The 14,364-nt window shown below is 37.8% G+C and carries 9 protein-coding genes and 5 pseudogenes; 7 read left to right on the top strand and 7 right to left on the bottom strand.

The window, feature by feature from the left end; translation table 11 throughout:
• Both CWATDRAFT_RS22955 and CWATDRAFT_RS22950 read right to left on the bottom strand, forming a co-directional pair.
• A partial coding sequence (locus CWATDRAFT_RS22955; RefSeq protein WP_042712205.1) for a DUF6444 domain-containing protein occupies positions 1-359 on the bottom strand: 359 nt, incomplete at its 3' end.
• 71 nt (positions 360-430) lie between these two features.
• Positions 431-808, bottom strand: a pseudogene (locus CWATDRAFT_RS22950) (DUF4277 domain-containing protein); the annotation flags it as partial.
• A gap of 110 nt (positions 809-918) precedes the next feature.
• On the opposite strand from CWATDRAFT_RS22950, the gene CWATDRAFT_RS22945 reads away from it, so the two are divergent.
• The 4 genes and pseudogenes from CWATDRAFT_RS22945 to CWATDRAFT_RS22935 all read left to right on the top strand — a co-directional run bounded on the left by CWATDRAFT_RS22945 (position 919) and on the right by CWATDRAFT_RS22935 (position 4,163).
• Entirely contained in the window at positions 919-1,614 is a 696-nt protein-coding gene (locus CWATDRAFT_RS22945; RefSeq protein ID WP_007307245.1) for a hypothetical protein, read from the top strand.
• 6 nt (positions 1,615-1,620) lie between these two features.
• A complete protein-coding gene (locus tag CWATDRAFT_RS22940) occupies positions 1,621-2,277 on the top strand; it encodes a hypothetical protein (RefSeq protein WP_007307246.1) in 657 nt (218 codons plus the stop codon).
• Positions 2,278-2,364: 87 nt separating this feature from the next.
• Complete coding sequence (locus tag CWATDRAFT_RS37590; RefSeq protein ID WP_198139019.1) at positions 2,365-2,529, top strand: hypothetical protein; 165 nt, start codon at positions 2,365-2,367, stop codon at positions 2,527-2,529.
• 150 nt (positions 2,530-2,679) lie between these two features.
• Positions 2,680-4,163, top strand: a pseudogene (locus CWATDRAFT_RS22935) (IS1380-like element ISCwa5 family transposase).
• A gap of 244 nt (positions 4,164-4,407) precedes the next feature.
• Here CWATDRAFT_RS22935 and CWATDRAFT_RS22930 read toward each other — a convergent pair.
• Positions 4,408-4,575, bottom strand: a pseudogene (locus CWATDRAFT_RS22930) (IS1380 family transposase); the annotation flags it as partial.
• Between the two features lie 252 nt (positions 4,576-4,827).
• On the opposite strand from CWATDRAFT_RS22930, the gene CWATDRAFT_RS31970 reads away from it, so the two are divergent.
• Positions 4,828-7,611, top strand: a complete 2,784-nt coding sequence (locus tag CWATDRAFT_RS31970) for a putative Ig domain-containing protein (RefSeq protein ID WP_007307248.1) — start codon at positions 4,828-4,830, stop codon at positions 7,609-7,611.
• 109 nt (positions 7,612-7,720) lie between these two features.
• Here CWATDRAFT_RS31970 and CWATDRAFT_RS22920 read toward each other — a convergent pair whose 3' ends face one another.
• A complete protein-coding gene (locus tag CWATDRAFT_RS22920; RefSeq protein ID WP_007307243.1) occupies positions 7,721-9,301 on the bottom strand; it encodes a glycogen/starch synthase in 1,581 nt (526 codons plus the stop codon).
• A gap of 301 nt (positions 9,302-9,602) precedes the next feature.
• Between CWATDRAFT_RS22920 and glgB the strand changes: the two genes are divergently transcribed.
• Positions 9,603-11,558, top strand: a complete 1,956-nt coding sequence (gene glgB, locus CWATDRAFT_RS22915; RefSeq protein WP_007307249.1) for a 1,4-alpha-glucan branching protein GlgB — start codon at positions 9,603-9,605, stop codon at positions 11,556-11,558.
• 98 nt (positions 11,559-11,656) lie between these two features.
• The gene (locus CWATDRAFT_RS22910; protein ID WP_007307250.1) at positions 11,657-12,367 is read left to right on the top strand and encodes a response regulator transcription factor; all 711 of its coding nucleotides are present in this window, start codon (positions 11,657-11,659) and stop codon (positions 12,365-12,367) included.
• Here CWATDRAFT_RS22910 and CWATDRAFT_RS22905 read toward each other — a convergent pair.
• The 3 genes and pseudogenes from CWATDRAFT_RS22905 to CWATDRAFT_RS22900 all read right to left on the bottom strand — a co-directional run.
• A complete protein-coding gene (locus CWATDRAFT_RS22905) occupies positions 12,360-13,538 on the bottom strand; it encodes a cysteine desulfurase family protein (protein ID WP_007307242.1) in 1,179 nt (392 codons plus the stop codon). The two genes, CWATDRAFT_RS22910 and CWATDRAFT_RS22905, sit on opposite strands and share 8 nt — an antisense overlap.
• Positions 13,539-13,588: 50 nt before the next feature.
• Positions 13,589-13,711, bottom strand: a pseudogene (locus tag CWATDRAFT_RS42165) (ParE family toxin-like protein); the annotation flags it as partial.
• A gap of 238 nt (positions 13,712-13,949) precedes the next feature.
• Positions 13,950-14,364 (bottom strand): annotated as a pseudogene (locus tag CWATDRAFT_RS22900) (IS1634 family transposase); the annotation flags it as partial.

The raw sequence follows: 14,364 nt of genomic DNA, 5'->3' as shown, positions 1-14,364 counted from the left end.
CAACCCGGGAGCGCCTGACTAGTGTGATCCCGCCGCGGACTGCAGGAATCTCGATATAATCCTTTTTTGCGTTTCTTTTTGTCAGAAGGCTTTTTTAGTTGGTCTGATGATGGGGGGACTGAACTGTTTTTTGAGTTACGGTTTTTTAGCTTATCTCTCTCTTCTTTCAATTTTTCAATTTCTTGCTGTTGTGTAGAGATTTGTTGTTGTTGCTGGTCAATCAGTCTTTGTTGAAGAGATAACTGTTGTTGTGCCTTGACTAGCCACTCAATCATGAAGACATTGTTCGCCAACTGTTCATCGGCGATAGCTCTAACTAGCTTTGAATCAATGGTAGCATTTGTGGTCATAACCCCCACTATACATAAAAATCCCCGATTTTACCTTTATGTTGTCAAGACAGATTCTTTATTGCGGTGAGCAATTACAATTTAAGGTCTATTTTAAATTTTTTAATTACTTCTAAAACTACTTCAATAAAAATATCATTTAGTCCATATTTATATAATTCATCCATTACTCTCCCAATTTTATCATCATTAAGGTAATCAGGTTTAATTCTTTCTCCTAACAATTTCTCAATGGCTTTATCTTGAAAAAACTGACTGAATAAATATAGAGGTCTTGAAACAAATCCTAGTCCATTGATTAAAATAGACTTAACTACTGTACCTGCTGAGATTTTTTCTCTAACATCTATTCCTAATTTATTATTAATTATTTTGACTATTCCTATTTCATCAATTAAACCAGCTACTATCCCTAAATGGTCTAAATTTTTAACTTGTATTTCTTCTAAATAAGACATTTTTCGCTCTTTTTTTACAGAGGAAACAACTTAAGCAATTATCCCACTTTTTTGTCTTCAAGAGCTTAAGTAATTATACTTAATTATTAACCCCAGGCTTGTAGTATTTAATGCTACTTTTTGAAGTGCGGAATCTGGGTTGTAAGATCAGGATTCTTTGCGACCCCACTCTAGAATCTTATCTTCCTCCCAATGATGCACAAGTCGTCAAAAATCTTAGCAGCAAAATAACAAGAGAGGGCTTTACTGAATCTATCAAGGTTTGGGATGAAAATGGCTATTTGGTGGATGGTCATACACGAGTTTTCCGAGTGCTGCCCACTTTAGATGAAGATGTCACAAACAACTTATCTTTATCTTTATGCTCTCTAAGCTTTGAGTCTCTTAATGAGGTAAAAAAATGGATGTGGCTAAACCAACAAGAAAGCCGAAGGAATCTCACCGCAAATAAAGCAACAAATTGGTATTATTCCGAGGCACAAAAATTTCTCAACTCTTCTCTTGAAGAGCAAAAAGAAATGCGTAAAGGCTCTATCTATGACTCAGTTAAATATGCTTATGGACTCGATTTACTTCCTCACATTTTTGAAGAGTCTCAAGGTTTGTTCTATAGAGAAGAAATTCTCAAAGAAAACATAGTTTTTGGGAAAAAGTCAATTATTAATTGGTATTATAGCCAGTTACCTGAAATGCAAAAGCTAGTAAATGTCAAAAGTCATCGAGATTCCAATCCTAGATTGCCCAAAAATATTGATAAGCCTTTGCAAAAAGCAGAATCTAAAGAGCTTTTTTGTCTGATGGCTTAGGGTAAATTGTCATTTTCTCAAGCTTCTAAAATTATTAAATGTAAGCTTGATAAGATTCAGGTCTTGAGTAAAGATGAATCTAAAAAAGAGGTTCAAGGACTTATTGTTGAGGTTACGGTGTTAGGACGAATCGTTATCGACGAGGTTGCTGTAAATGCTGACACGCTAATTATTCCTCAAGAAAAATCCTTAGTCATTCCCCAAGAAAAAAAGATAGAGGATAGCAGAGAAGAAACGATCATTCCTAGCTATCCTACTGTTTCTAACGATCTTCGTGAGCGGTCTCAGACTTATATTGATTCTAGCACACCTCAAGATTCAAGGACGGATAATGATAGTCGATCAAGTTATAGATCATTTGATGATTTTGGAGAGGATCCTACAACTACTTTATCTCCTGAAAAAGAAAGAGCTTTGAGTCAAGTCACCCCTTTAAAAGCTTGTCAATTTTCCGATCAAGAGTTGTTTGAGGCGATCGCTAATAGACCTAAGTTACGCAAAATGCTTTATGGCACTACTAATAAATTTGCTAAGTTTGCTTTTAGGGAAATAGGGATAGAAGCGATCGCTAATTTATCCCCAGACGATTTTACATATATAGTGAAAAAAATCCTTAGAAGAAGGAATTTCTTTAGAAGAAGTAAAAGCGTGTTTTTCCGATAATCAACTTTTTGCGAGAAATGCTATTATTCTGCATGAATTGATTGATAAAGCAGAAAAAATAACTGCCGTAGCATAAGGAAAATGAACATGAAAAAACCTCAAATTGTTAAAGCTTTATCTTTGCATCAGCCTTATCCCGAATTTCTCACAAAATCTGCGATCGCCAAACACAGAAGCCTTACAGGAAGTGGGTTTGAACAGAGCGATCGCAGATTTCCCCAACCAACAGTCTGTTGTCAGATTTTAAGTTAAAATCAACCCGAATTAGACAAAGATGAAAAGATAAATCAATCACTCATTTTTCCAAAAAAAATTATTAATAAAATCTCTAATAGTACTAGATTGTTAGAATAAAATATGCTATAATTTAATTATTAAAGCAATTTACCTTAAACTGATTTAATGAGTCCCAGTCATCCCCGAACCCCTCGTCAAGTAATCAACTTTAGTAAACAGAAAGGAAAAGAAATAATCGCTAATTTTGATGGGGACTAATCACTTCAGATGCGGGGATTGTCTGGATAGCTGAGTTGGATAAAAAACTGGGAATTACCGAGAAGTTTGGTAACTGTTTTCAAGATCATCGTCATCAATCTTATGTAGATCATTCCGTTCATGAGTTATTAGCACAAAGGCTTTATGGAATTATTTTAGGCTATGAAGATGTCAATGACCATGATAAATTACGTCACGATCCTGCCCTTAAGATCGCTTTAGAAAAGCTTAATGAACTTGAAGATAAAAAGGGATGGTTAGCTGGAAAAAGTACAATTAATAGATTGGAATATTGTCCTGAGACTATTCTCGACCAAAAAACGAGTCGTTATCATAAAATAGAACCCAACTTTGAAGCCATTGAAAAATCTTTTGTCGAATTTTTTTTAGAGTCTTATAAAAAACCTCCCTTAAGTATTATATTAGATATGGATGTCACGGATGACCAAGTACATGGTAATCAAGAAGGGGCATTTTTAAATAGTTATTATCACGGAGTATGTTATGCTCCTTTATATATTTTCTGTGGGCATCATTTATTAGTTGCTAAACTTCGTTCATCTAATGTAGATCCAGCCGATGGAGCCTTAGACGAATTACAAAGAATTATCGGACTAATTAGAGAAAAATGGTCAGAGACTCATATCCTAGTTAGGGGTGATAGTGCCTATGCCCGTGAAGAAATCTTCTATTTTTGTGAAAATCAGCCTTTAGTTGATTATGTTATAGCTATGGGAACAAATGGCGTTCTTAAGTTACGAGCGGATGATGTAATTGAAAAAGCCAAACATGAATATGAAAAAAAACTAGCTCCAATAACTGAATTAATGGATAGCTTATTTCAGAAAAAAGAAGATTTAGAAGAAGTTAAAAAATTAGTACCAATTTCTACTTGGTATCGCTCTATTCGTTATAAAACAGAAAAGTCATGGAGTTGTCAAAGAAGAGTAGTGACAAAAGTTTGTTATGGAAGTGATGGCTTAAAAATGCGCCATGTGGTGACATCTTTGCCCGCTTCAAAAATTCCACCCTCAAAACTTTATACAAAAAAATACTGTCCGAGAGGCGAGATGGAAAATCGGATTAAAGAACAACAATTAGACTTGTTAGCTCATAGAACTTCAACTCAAACATTTCAAAGTAATCAACTAAGATTATGGATACATTCCTGGGCTTATGTTCTCATAAATGCTTTTCGTCAACACTGTTTAAAAAAAACTTCATTGGCTAAAGCAACTGTGGGAAGAATACGTCTAAATCTTCTTAAGTTGGGAGCCAGAATAAAGATTAGTTGTAGAAGAATTATTATCGCTATAGCTAGTGCTTGTCCTTATCAAGATATTTTGTCTATTGCTAACAAAAGAATTAAAACTATTCCTAATACTGGATAAGTAGAATAAGTTGTTTTTTAAAAAAGATATCTATCATAAGTTGTTGACTGACTGATACTTTCATTTAGTCTTATTTATCGTGGAGAAAATCAAAAGTTAATATAATTATTCCCTCTTAAACTCAATTTTTGGATAATCAAAGTCAATTTTTTTATTCATCTATATTCAAAATTTCTATTAGTCCTAAAAATTATCATTTTTCATCTCTGGATTGGGCTTTCAAATTAATTTGTGAGAAATCCGGGTTACCAAACTTCTCGGTAATTCCCAGTTTTTTATCCAACTCAGCTATCCAGAAAATCCCCGCATCTGAAGTGATTAGTCCCCCATCAAAATTAGCGATTATTTCTTTTCCTTTCTGTTTACTAAAGTTGATTACTTGACGAGGGGTTCGGGGATGACTGGGACTCATTAAATTAGTTTAAGGTAAATTGCTTTAATAATTAAGTTATAGCATATTTTATTCTAACAATCTAGTACTATTAGAGATTTTATTAATAATTTTTTTGGAAAAATGAGTGATTGATTTATCTTTTCATCTTTGTCTAATTCGGGTTGATTTTAACTTAAAATCTGACAACAGACTGTTGGTTGGGGAAATCTGCGATCGCTCTGTTCAAACCCACTTCCTGTAAGGCTTCTGTGTTTGGCGATCGCAGATTTTGTGAGAAATTCGGGCGTAGAATTTGGTCAAGTATCATATCAAGTTAATGAACAACAAGGTTATGTCTTAGTAGCGGAAATTATCCGTACAGGAGACTTAAGTTTAAATTCAATGGTTGAGGTTAATGTAGTAGGAGGAACAGCAACAGAAGGTAGTTATGAAGATTATTATTATCTCAATAATTATGTTGAATTTTATCAAGAGCAAAGCCAAGAATATGTCAGCATACAACTGAATAATGACTCAATCATTGAAGGCATTGAAACCATTGAATTAGAAATTGTCAGTGGAGAAGAAGGTGATAATAATAATTATGTAGTTGGGACTCAGAATACCACTACTATTGAGATTCTTGATGATGATACAGTCCCTGATGACCAGACTGGTGGTTTCAACATATTAATCAACAATAATTACCACAACTATCAAGAAGAAAATGTCAAGTCTTATGGAGGTGAAGAACAAGATATTACAGGAAACGTTACTCTTCCTGATACAGATACAATTAATATTACTGGCAATAACTGGAAAGCCTTAGATTTAGCCTATACCATTGCTGAAGACAGTGTTTTAACCTTTGAATTCAAGAGTGATCAACGAGGTGAAGTTCAAGGAATTGGGTTAGATAAGGATACTTTCCTTGATACCACTCTCTTTCAACTTGATGGTACTCAAGATTATGGTATTCAAGACTTCCAATACACCGATGTGGGAAATTGGCAAAGCTTTACTATTAATTTAAGCGATTACTATGCTGTTGGTGAGGTCAAAAATTATCTAGTCTTTGCCAATGATGATGATAGTCAAAGTGTTAGTAATAGTCAATTCCGTAATATTGAACTGTATGACATTAACGGCATTAATGGGAGTATCATTGATAGTGATTTTCAGGTGTTAGTTGCACTTTACAACAGTACCAACGGTAATAATTGGTACGATAACACTGGTTGGAACACCTTGAGCAATGAAAATGTAGGTGACTGGTATGGGGTGACAGTAGAAGGCGATCGCGTGGTGAGTCTCGATTTAGGTAGTGATAATTCTGCCCTACAGCAATCTGTCAATAATTTAGTCCATGCAGTTGCCTTGGAATCAGGCAACAATTTAAGTGGGGAAATTCCTGCTGAATTAGGGAATCTGTCCAACTTGCAACAGCTTGATTTATCTGGGAACGAATTAAGTGGAGATATCCCCTCAGAATTAGGAAATCTGTCTAATTTGCAAGAGCTTAATTTGTCTAGCAACGAATTAAGTGGGGACATTCCCGAAACCCTGACAGATCGCTCATTTACTCTTATCCTCGAAAATCCCCCTTATGTGGTATCGGAAATCCCTGATCAAGACATTCAACCCAATGACCCCCTCAATCTCGATATTAGTGGTCATTTTGCCGATCTCAATGAAGATACCATCACTTATGAAGCAGAGAACTTACCGGAAGGTTTAACCCTGGATGCAACCACTGGAATAATTACAGGACAAATTACCACCACAGGAACCTATAGCATTACCGTAACAGGAATCGATAACGATGGTTCAATCTCCGACACCTTTGATATAAACGTCAGTGAAGAAAAATTAGACCTCAATAACTATAATCGTGTTACAAGAGATGATCAAACCTTGGGAGAAGCAGATACCATTACCCTTGATCATAATCTGCAAACCATCACCCTCGATCGCACCTACAAAGATCCTGTTATTTTTGCCCCATCTGTCTCCTTCAATGGTAGTCAACCTGCAAGCCCTCGCATTACCAATGTTACTAGCAATAGCTTTGACATCTACATGCAAGAACCCAGTAACATGGATGGTTTTCATATCCCAGAAACCCTGAGTTATTTGGTCATGGAAAAGGGAACCTATCAACTGTCTGATGGCACCTTACTGGAAGTGGGAAGCTTGGACACAGATGCAACAACCAACAGTTCAGACAGAAACTTAACCCCTTGGCAAACCATTGAGTTTGACATCGACTTTGGTGATACCCCTGTTATCTTTAGTCAAGTGCAAACCTACAACGAAAGCGACTTCGTGCGAACTCGTCAACAGAATGCTACCTCTAATGGGTTTCAAGTGGTTATGGAAGAAGAGGAAATCAAAGCCAGAAATGGGGAAGGACATCTTAACGAAAACATTGGTTATATGGCCATTACCTCTGGTTCAGGCAATAGTAATGGGGTTGTTTTCCAAGCTGGTAGCACTGATGACAGTGTTACCCATGGTTGGTCTAACATTGATTTTGGGGATGAATTTAACAATATACCCCATTTCTTCGCTTCTATTGCCACTTATGAAGGACCCGACCCCTCTACCCTTCGTCAGCAAAATTTAACCACTAACGGTATTCAAGTCAAAGTACAAGAAGATACCACCCTTGATGGGGAAACCAACCATACAACGGAAGTGGTGAATTATTTAGCCATGGAAGGGGATAACGGGTTACAAGGAACTGCCTATGATCCCCTAACCGGAAATACCGTGATTATGGGTACCGAAGACGATGATTATCTTTTAGGACTAGCTGAGAATGATACTCGCATAGGTAAGGCTGGCAGTGATATCTTTGTCTTAGAAAGCGATCAAGGAACCGACACTATCGCTGATTTTGAATCAGGAGTTGATTTAATTGGTTTGACGGGTAATTTAAGCTTTGGTTCTTTAACCTTAACCGATCTCGGTGACGATACTTCTGTGATGTTTAATAATCAGCAGTTAGCAATTATTAAAGAAGTTGAAACTACAGATTTAACCAGTAACCATTTTGCTGAAGTTACCATCTAGTTGTTGATTTTAAACCACTATATTACCCAATAACACTGTAGAGACGTTTCATGAAACGTCTCTACAAAAGTGGGGTATGGCAAGAAGATTTAGTATTAAAGATAATTACTTAGGCTTCAATATCCGAACTCATCAACGCCTCAAAGACATCAACGTATTTAGCTGCCGGGTGCTGCCAAGATACATCGTTAGCCATGCAAGCGAGACGCATCTGTTCAAACTTAGGGGTACCGTATTCTTGCAACGCCTTCTTAATACCCACAATCATAGCCTCCACGCCTTCTTCTAGCATTGCCTCTGAAACAGCTACTCCAGGCTTATCTGGTAGAGGAATTTTACCCATTAAAAAGCCAAACTGAGGCAGTACAGTATCAACCAACCCACCCACAGGAGCGACCACAGGAATAGTACCATACATCATGGCGTACAATTGGTTCAAACCGCAGGGTTCAAAACGGGAAGGCATCAAGCAATAGTCAGCCCCGGCGGTGATCAAACGGGCTAACTCAGGGTCAAACTTAGCCACCCCTTTAGCAAAGGGGTAGGTATTCTCAAGAGCTTCTAATTTTTCCTCTAATTTTGGCGCACCGGTACCGAGAATAACCACTTGGCAGTTGAGTTTTGCCAACTCAGGCATAGCCGCCATGATCACATCAGGCCCCTTTTGGTTTTCCAAACGACCAATGAAACCCAAAATAGGAATATCTGGGTCTACTTCTAAACCGCACTCTTCTTGTAAAGCGGCCTTGCATAATTTTTTCCCACTGTCCATTGTTTCGGCATCGTAGTTAGCGGGTATGAACTTATCTTTTTTCGGATTCCAACTTTCAGCCTTAGTTCCGTTGGTAATACCCACTAAACCCACAGACTTAGCGATCGCATCCAACTCAACCCCACCGGCTGGATCTGATGTAACTTCTTTAGCAAAGTTAGGAGAAACGGTCAACGCCTGATCACAGTTTAAAAAGCCGGCCTTGAGCCAGTTAAGCATCTGCATGGGTTCGGGGGCAGTGATCGGTTTAGTGGTTTTTTCGTCCAAAGGCGGAGGAGCAAATTGTGTATTAAAAGATAAGTCAGGTAAATACTTTTCGGGCAAGTTTAGTGCCTCAAATTTGGACATGGGGAAACGTCCTTGGAAAGCAATATTATGCAGTAACAAGACAGTTTTCGCCTTCAAGAAAGTACCAGAGGATTGATAGTATTCCTTCAAATACAGAGGAAGGAGAGCCGTATGCCAATCGTTGCAGACGAAAATCGTATTTTCCCCCATCTTTCCCTTGATGCCATCCGGTCCCAAGGGAACCACTAACGGTACTGCCAGAGCAGCTTGAGCAAGCATAGAAAAGCGTTCCGAGTTATCGATGTAATCAACAGCAGCTTTGGGCCCATATAACTTTTTGTTGACTAACGGTGTCTTAGATAAGTAAACATGATGATCCACCCAAATACGATCTACGCCCTTTTTATAAGAGTGGAAGTAGCGAACCTTAGTCGCTTCTTTCCCATACTTGACTTGTTCAAGAATTCCCGTATCCCAAGCGTCTTTATATTGGTCAAAACGTGGGGCAACGGTACAAACAGTATGACCCATTTTTGCCAACTCTTCCGGTAAACCTTCAGTTACATCACCTAAACCACCTGTTTTAGAATAGGGGGCAACTTCCGTGGAGACAAAGCAAATGTTCAACATATTGATGTTAGAAGTCTTAGAAATGAATATTCGATGGACTATAAAAATTTGAATTCTCGCTCATCATACCATGTCAGCCGTTCTATAAACTTAAAAATTAGAGCATAAGACTAAAAATAGAAGATTTAAAGTTTTTATACTTGTTTTAGGTGTTAAAGTCCCCCTAATTCTCCCACCACTCCCCCGTTACTGAGGGAAGTCGAAGTACACTCCCCAAACTCCCTTTCTGTTGGCAAAAATGAATAAGTATGGGAACAATGGTTAAATATAAAATAAAAATAATACTGTAAGCAACTAGCCGATGAACGACAACGCAACTGCTAAGAACCCCTTTCTAGAAGAATTTGACTATTATTTATTTGGCCAAGGGGATCACCACCGCATTTATGAGAAGATGGGGGCCCACCTTGTTGAGGTCGATGGAGTTTCAGGGGTATATTTTGCAACTTGGGCCCCGAATGCCCACGAAGTAGCTGTAGTGGGAAATTTCAATAACTGGAACCACGAAGCGAATAAGATGAGGAGAACCGAAGTGGGAATCTGGGAATTATTTATTCCTGGCATGAACGTTGGGGATCTCTACAAATATTCTGTCAAAAATCATCATCATTATTGTGTCTATAAGACCGATCCTTATGGATATCAGCAAGAAATTCGCCCAGCAACGGCATCTGTTGTAGCGGATCTTTCCACCTATACTTGGAAGGATCAAGAATGGATAGACAAACGGGAACGGAGCAACCCTGAAAAGCAACCCATGTCTGTCTATGAGGTCCATTTAGGATCTTGGTTACACACCAGTATTGATAACCCTCCCAAAGAAGGTACCAGTCTGGCTGTAGAACAAAAACCAGGGGCCCGTTACCTCAACTATCGAGAACTAGCAGACCAACTTATCTCCTACGTCAAAGATATGGGCTACACTCATATCGAGTTACTTCCTGTGACCGAATATCCTTTTGACGGATCTTGGGGCTATCAGGTGGTTGGTTTTTATGCCCCTACTTCTCGTTATGGTCCCCCTGAAGATTTTATGTATTTTGTGGATAAATGTCACCAAGAGGGTATTGGGGTACTTTTGGACTGGGTTCCTGGCCATTTTCCCAAGGATGAACACGGTTTAGCTTATTTTGATGGTGGCCCCCTATACGAATATGAAGATTCTCGCAAGGGAGAAATTAAAACTTGGGGAACTTTAGTCTTTGACTATGGACGCAATGAAGTGCGAAACTTCCTCATTGCCAGTGCCTTATTCTGGTTCGATAAGTATCATATTGATGGCATTCGGGTGGATGCTGTGGCCTATATGATTGAATTAGATAAAGGTCGAGAAGGGGACTGGATTCCTAACCAGTACGGAGATAATGGTCATTTAGAAGCTATTAGTTTCTTACAACATTTGAATAATACCATTGCCCATAATTATCCTGGGGTGGTAACCATTGCTGAAGACTCCACTGCTTGGGGAAATGTCTCAAGACCTGCCAGCGAAGGGGGACTAGGGTTTACATTTAAGTGGAATATGGGCTGGATGAATGATACTCTTAAATACCTCAAAGAACATCCTAACCATCGTTCCAACTGTCACAATAAACTGACCTTTAGTATCTGGTACGCTTTTGATGAGAAGTTCATGTTAGCCTTGTCCCATGATGAAGTTGTTCACCTTAAGGGACATTTGGTTAATAAAATGCCTGGGGATGAATGGCAAAAAATGGCCAATGTTCGTACCTTGTTAACCTATATGTTTGCTCATCCAGGTAAGAAAACTTTATTTATGGGCATGGAGTTTGGTCAAACCTCCGAATGGCAAGAATTTCTTGATCTTGATTGGTATTTGTTGCAATACGAACCCCATAAAGGTTTAAAACGCTTGGTACAGGATCTCAATAAAATGTATATCCGAGAACCTGCTTTATACATGGAGGACTTTAGTTATGAAGGGTTCGAGTGGATCGAGGCTAATGATGCACCCAGGGGCTTAATTTCTTTTGTCCGTAAAGATCCTGCTTCGGGGGATATGATTGTGGCTGTTTGTAACTTTAAACCTTATGTCTACGAAAATTATTGGGTTGGGTTACATTATCCAGGAGAGTATGTGGAATTAATTAATTCTGACTCCCAAGTTTATTGGGGTAGTGGTGTTTGTAATCCTAGCGTTATTCACACCCGTGAATGGCATGATGCACCTTGGTCTCATGCCCTAGAAATTACGGTTCCTCCTCTGGGAGCGGTACTCTACAAGCTTAAACGCTAAGAATTTCCTTGAATGATTTCTAGAGGTATTATCAGCTAATGCCTCTTTTTTCTGTTAAATTGACCTGAAAAGTTAGATGAAAATTTTAATTGTTTTAGATGAAAATTTTAATTGTTGAAGACGAAATGGAAATCGCAAAAATCATTCAAACCACCTTAGAAAGAGAATCTTTTGATTGTTTGGTGGCTTATGATGGTTTAACTGCTTTAGATTTATTCCAAAATCAAGAACCCGATCTGATTATTTTGGACTTAATGTTACCTAAGTTAGATGGCTTAGAAGTGTGTACTCGTATTCGTCAAAAAACAACGACAAAAGATCCTTATATTTTAATGTTAACAGCGAAAGGAGAAGAAATAGATCGAGTGATTGGTCTCTCAACTGGAGCCGATGATTACTTAGTTAAACCCTTTAGTCCTATCGAATTACTGGCTAGGGTTCGCGCCTTATTAAGAAGGAGTTTAAGACATGGTGGAACCCAAAATAATGTTTACGAAACCTCTCATTTTATGGTTGATTTAGATAAACATTCTGCTATTAAAAAAGCCGATAATAATACGGAAGAAATCCTAGAATTAACTACCCTAGAATTTAATTTATTATCCACTTTTATGAGTTATCCCGGAAGGGTTTGGAGTCGTACTCAACTTATTGATAAGTTATGGGGCAATGACTTTTTTGGGGATGAAAGAGTTGTGGATACTCATGTGAGAAGATTACGAAAAAAAATTGAACCCAAGACAGCCAATCCCACTTTTATTAAAACTGTTGTAGGAGTGGGATACAAATTTGAGGATGAAACTAATTAACAATAGCTAATTTTGGCATTAAACGATTTAAAACTTGTTTTAATACCATGGCAGTCCAATCAATATCTTCTAAGGTTGTTTCTATTCCCAATGTTAAACGAATTCCCCTTAATGCTTCTTTTTCTGAGTAACCCATAGCCAATAAAATAGGACTGGGACTTAATTTTCCACTGTGACAAGCAGAACCAGCACTAATAGCAATTCCGGCTAAATTCATTTGACGGACAATCATTTTACCTGTAACTTTTTCCGTTTTATCTGTTTCAAAAGGATAATTAATTACAAAACTAACATGATGAGGAAGACGATATAATCTATCCCCCGTAGGAACCAAATAGGGACAATTTGCCATCAAATCAAAGAGGCGATCGCGTAATCCTATCAAGCGAGAACTTTCTGCTATCATCTCTGTGGCAGCTAATTCTGCCGCTAGTCCAAATCCTGCGATCATCCCTACAGCTTGGGTTCCGGATCTTGTTTTCCCTTCTTGGCCACCACCCAAGAGTAAAGGTTCAATTTTCAGACCATTACGCACATATAACGCTCCTGCCCCTTGAATTCCATAAATTTTGTGTGCAGAAAGGGATAATAAGTCAATAGGGAGTCGTTGCACATCAATAGTAACTCTTCCTGCGCTTTGTACTGCGTCTGTATGAAAGAGAATGCCATGAGCATGAGCAATATTTCCTAATTCCTCAATGGGTTGTACCGTTCCCACTTCGCTTTGACCATGAATAATGGAAATAAGCACTGTATTCGATTGAATAGCTGGTTTTAAATCCAGGGGATTTATTATCCCTTGACGATTCACTGGCAAACGAGTAACTTCCCATCCTAACCCTTCTAAATAGCGTACTGGCTCACTGATGGCTGGATGTTCAACCCTAGAGATAATCAGATGTTGAGGTGTATCATACTGTCTAGCAACTCCCAAAATGGCTAAATTATCCGCTTCTGTCCCCCCAGATGTAAAAATAACAGACTCGGGATCATTTGCATTGATAAGAGAAGCAACTTGTGTCCTGGCAATTTCCATAGTCATAGCAGCCCTTTGTCCCCACTGATGCAGACTAGAGGGGTTCCCCCATTCTTCCCTGAGAATTTGATTAACGTAGCTAACCACTTTTGAACGGGGAGGGGTTGTAGCACTATAATCTAAGTAAATTTGCATTATGGTCTAAAAATAAGAGCTTTGATTGGGCGGGAGATCAATGGGGTATTTCACCGGCCGGGTTTACATACATTATAGTCTTCGTGGGAAATAACCGCTTCTGGAGAGAGAAAGCTGCCATGATCCCGACAAATTAAGCGGTAATGTCGAGTCACGGGAATACTAATAACCCAGATTCCGCACTTCAAAATGTAGTATAAAAAAATACATAGTTTTAAAAAGTCCGAAAATCATACCTGGGCAAGAATATTTCTCTTTTCATTAAATTTTTAGGAAAAATAATCAAATTAAGAAGATTTATACTCATTGAAAACTTAGCAAGACTCAGCACAAACGAAGGAGAGTTTCCTCTTCTCATTTGATATCATTAGACTCTTATTCTTTTATTATTTTTGCTTTATCCAATTCAATTTATAGATAATATCTTTGACAAGATGCAGGTAATAAACTCAATATAAAACGCCTTTCTTCTGTTAAATTGACAATTTGTTTGACTCCGCTTAAAATCACATAATGAATACCTTGAAAACATTGAAATATCCACCTCAAAGTCGGACGCAATGTTACTTTCCCTACTTGATTATTTATTCCTTTTTTGACTCTTTTTAAACAATTTCTTAATTCTCTTTGCCCAAAGTTATAAATCAACAAACACAAAGACATTAAAAATAACATTGTTTCTATTCTTTCTGGTTTTTCAACGAAGAAACTATCAGTAAAAAATAAGGGATCTTTCAAAAATCGAAATCCTCTTTCCGTAGATTGCTGGTTTTTATAAGTTATCAGAATTTCACTAGCTTCTAATTTATTTTCCTCTACTAAGTTA

Source organism: Crocosphaera watsonii WH 8501 (genome assembly GCF_000167195.1).
Classification (GTDB): domain Bacteria; phylum Cyanobacteriota; class Cyanobacteriia; order Cyanobacteriales; family Microcystaceae; genus Crocosphaera; species Crocosphaera watsonii.
The sequence above is the reverse complement of the archived record's forward strand: the minus strand, read 5'-3'. Positions and strand labels throughout refer to the sequence as shown.

Excerpts from the sequence above, each read along its gene's own strand:
- CWATDRAFT_RS22920 (WP_007307243.1), bottom strand. The coding sequence starts at position 9,301 with ATGTTGAACATTTGCTTTGTCTCCACGGAAGTTGCCCCCTATTCTAAA.
- glgB (WP_007307249.1), top strand. The coding sequence starts at position 9,603 with ATGAACGACAACGCAACTGCTAAGAACCCCTTTCTAGAAGAATTTGAC.
- CWATDRAFT_RS37590 (WP_198139019.1), top strand. The coding sequence starts at position 2,365 with ATGAAAAAACCTCAAATTGTTAAAGCTTTATCTTTGCATCAGCCTTAT.
- CWATDRAFT_RS22905 (WP_007307242.1), bottom strand. The coding sequence starts at position 13,538 with ATGCAAATTTACTTAGATTATAGTGCTACAACCCCTCCCCGTTCAAAA.
- CWATDRAFT_RS22945 (WP_007307245.1), top strand. The coding sequence starts at position 919 with ATGCTACTTTTTGAAGTGCGGAATCTGGGTTGTAAGATCAGGATTCTT.
- CWATDRAFT_RS22910 (WP_007307250.1), top strand. The coding sequence starts at position 11,657 with ATGAAAATTTTAATTGTTGAAGACGAAATGGAAATCGCAAAAATCATT.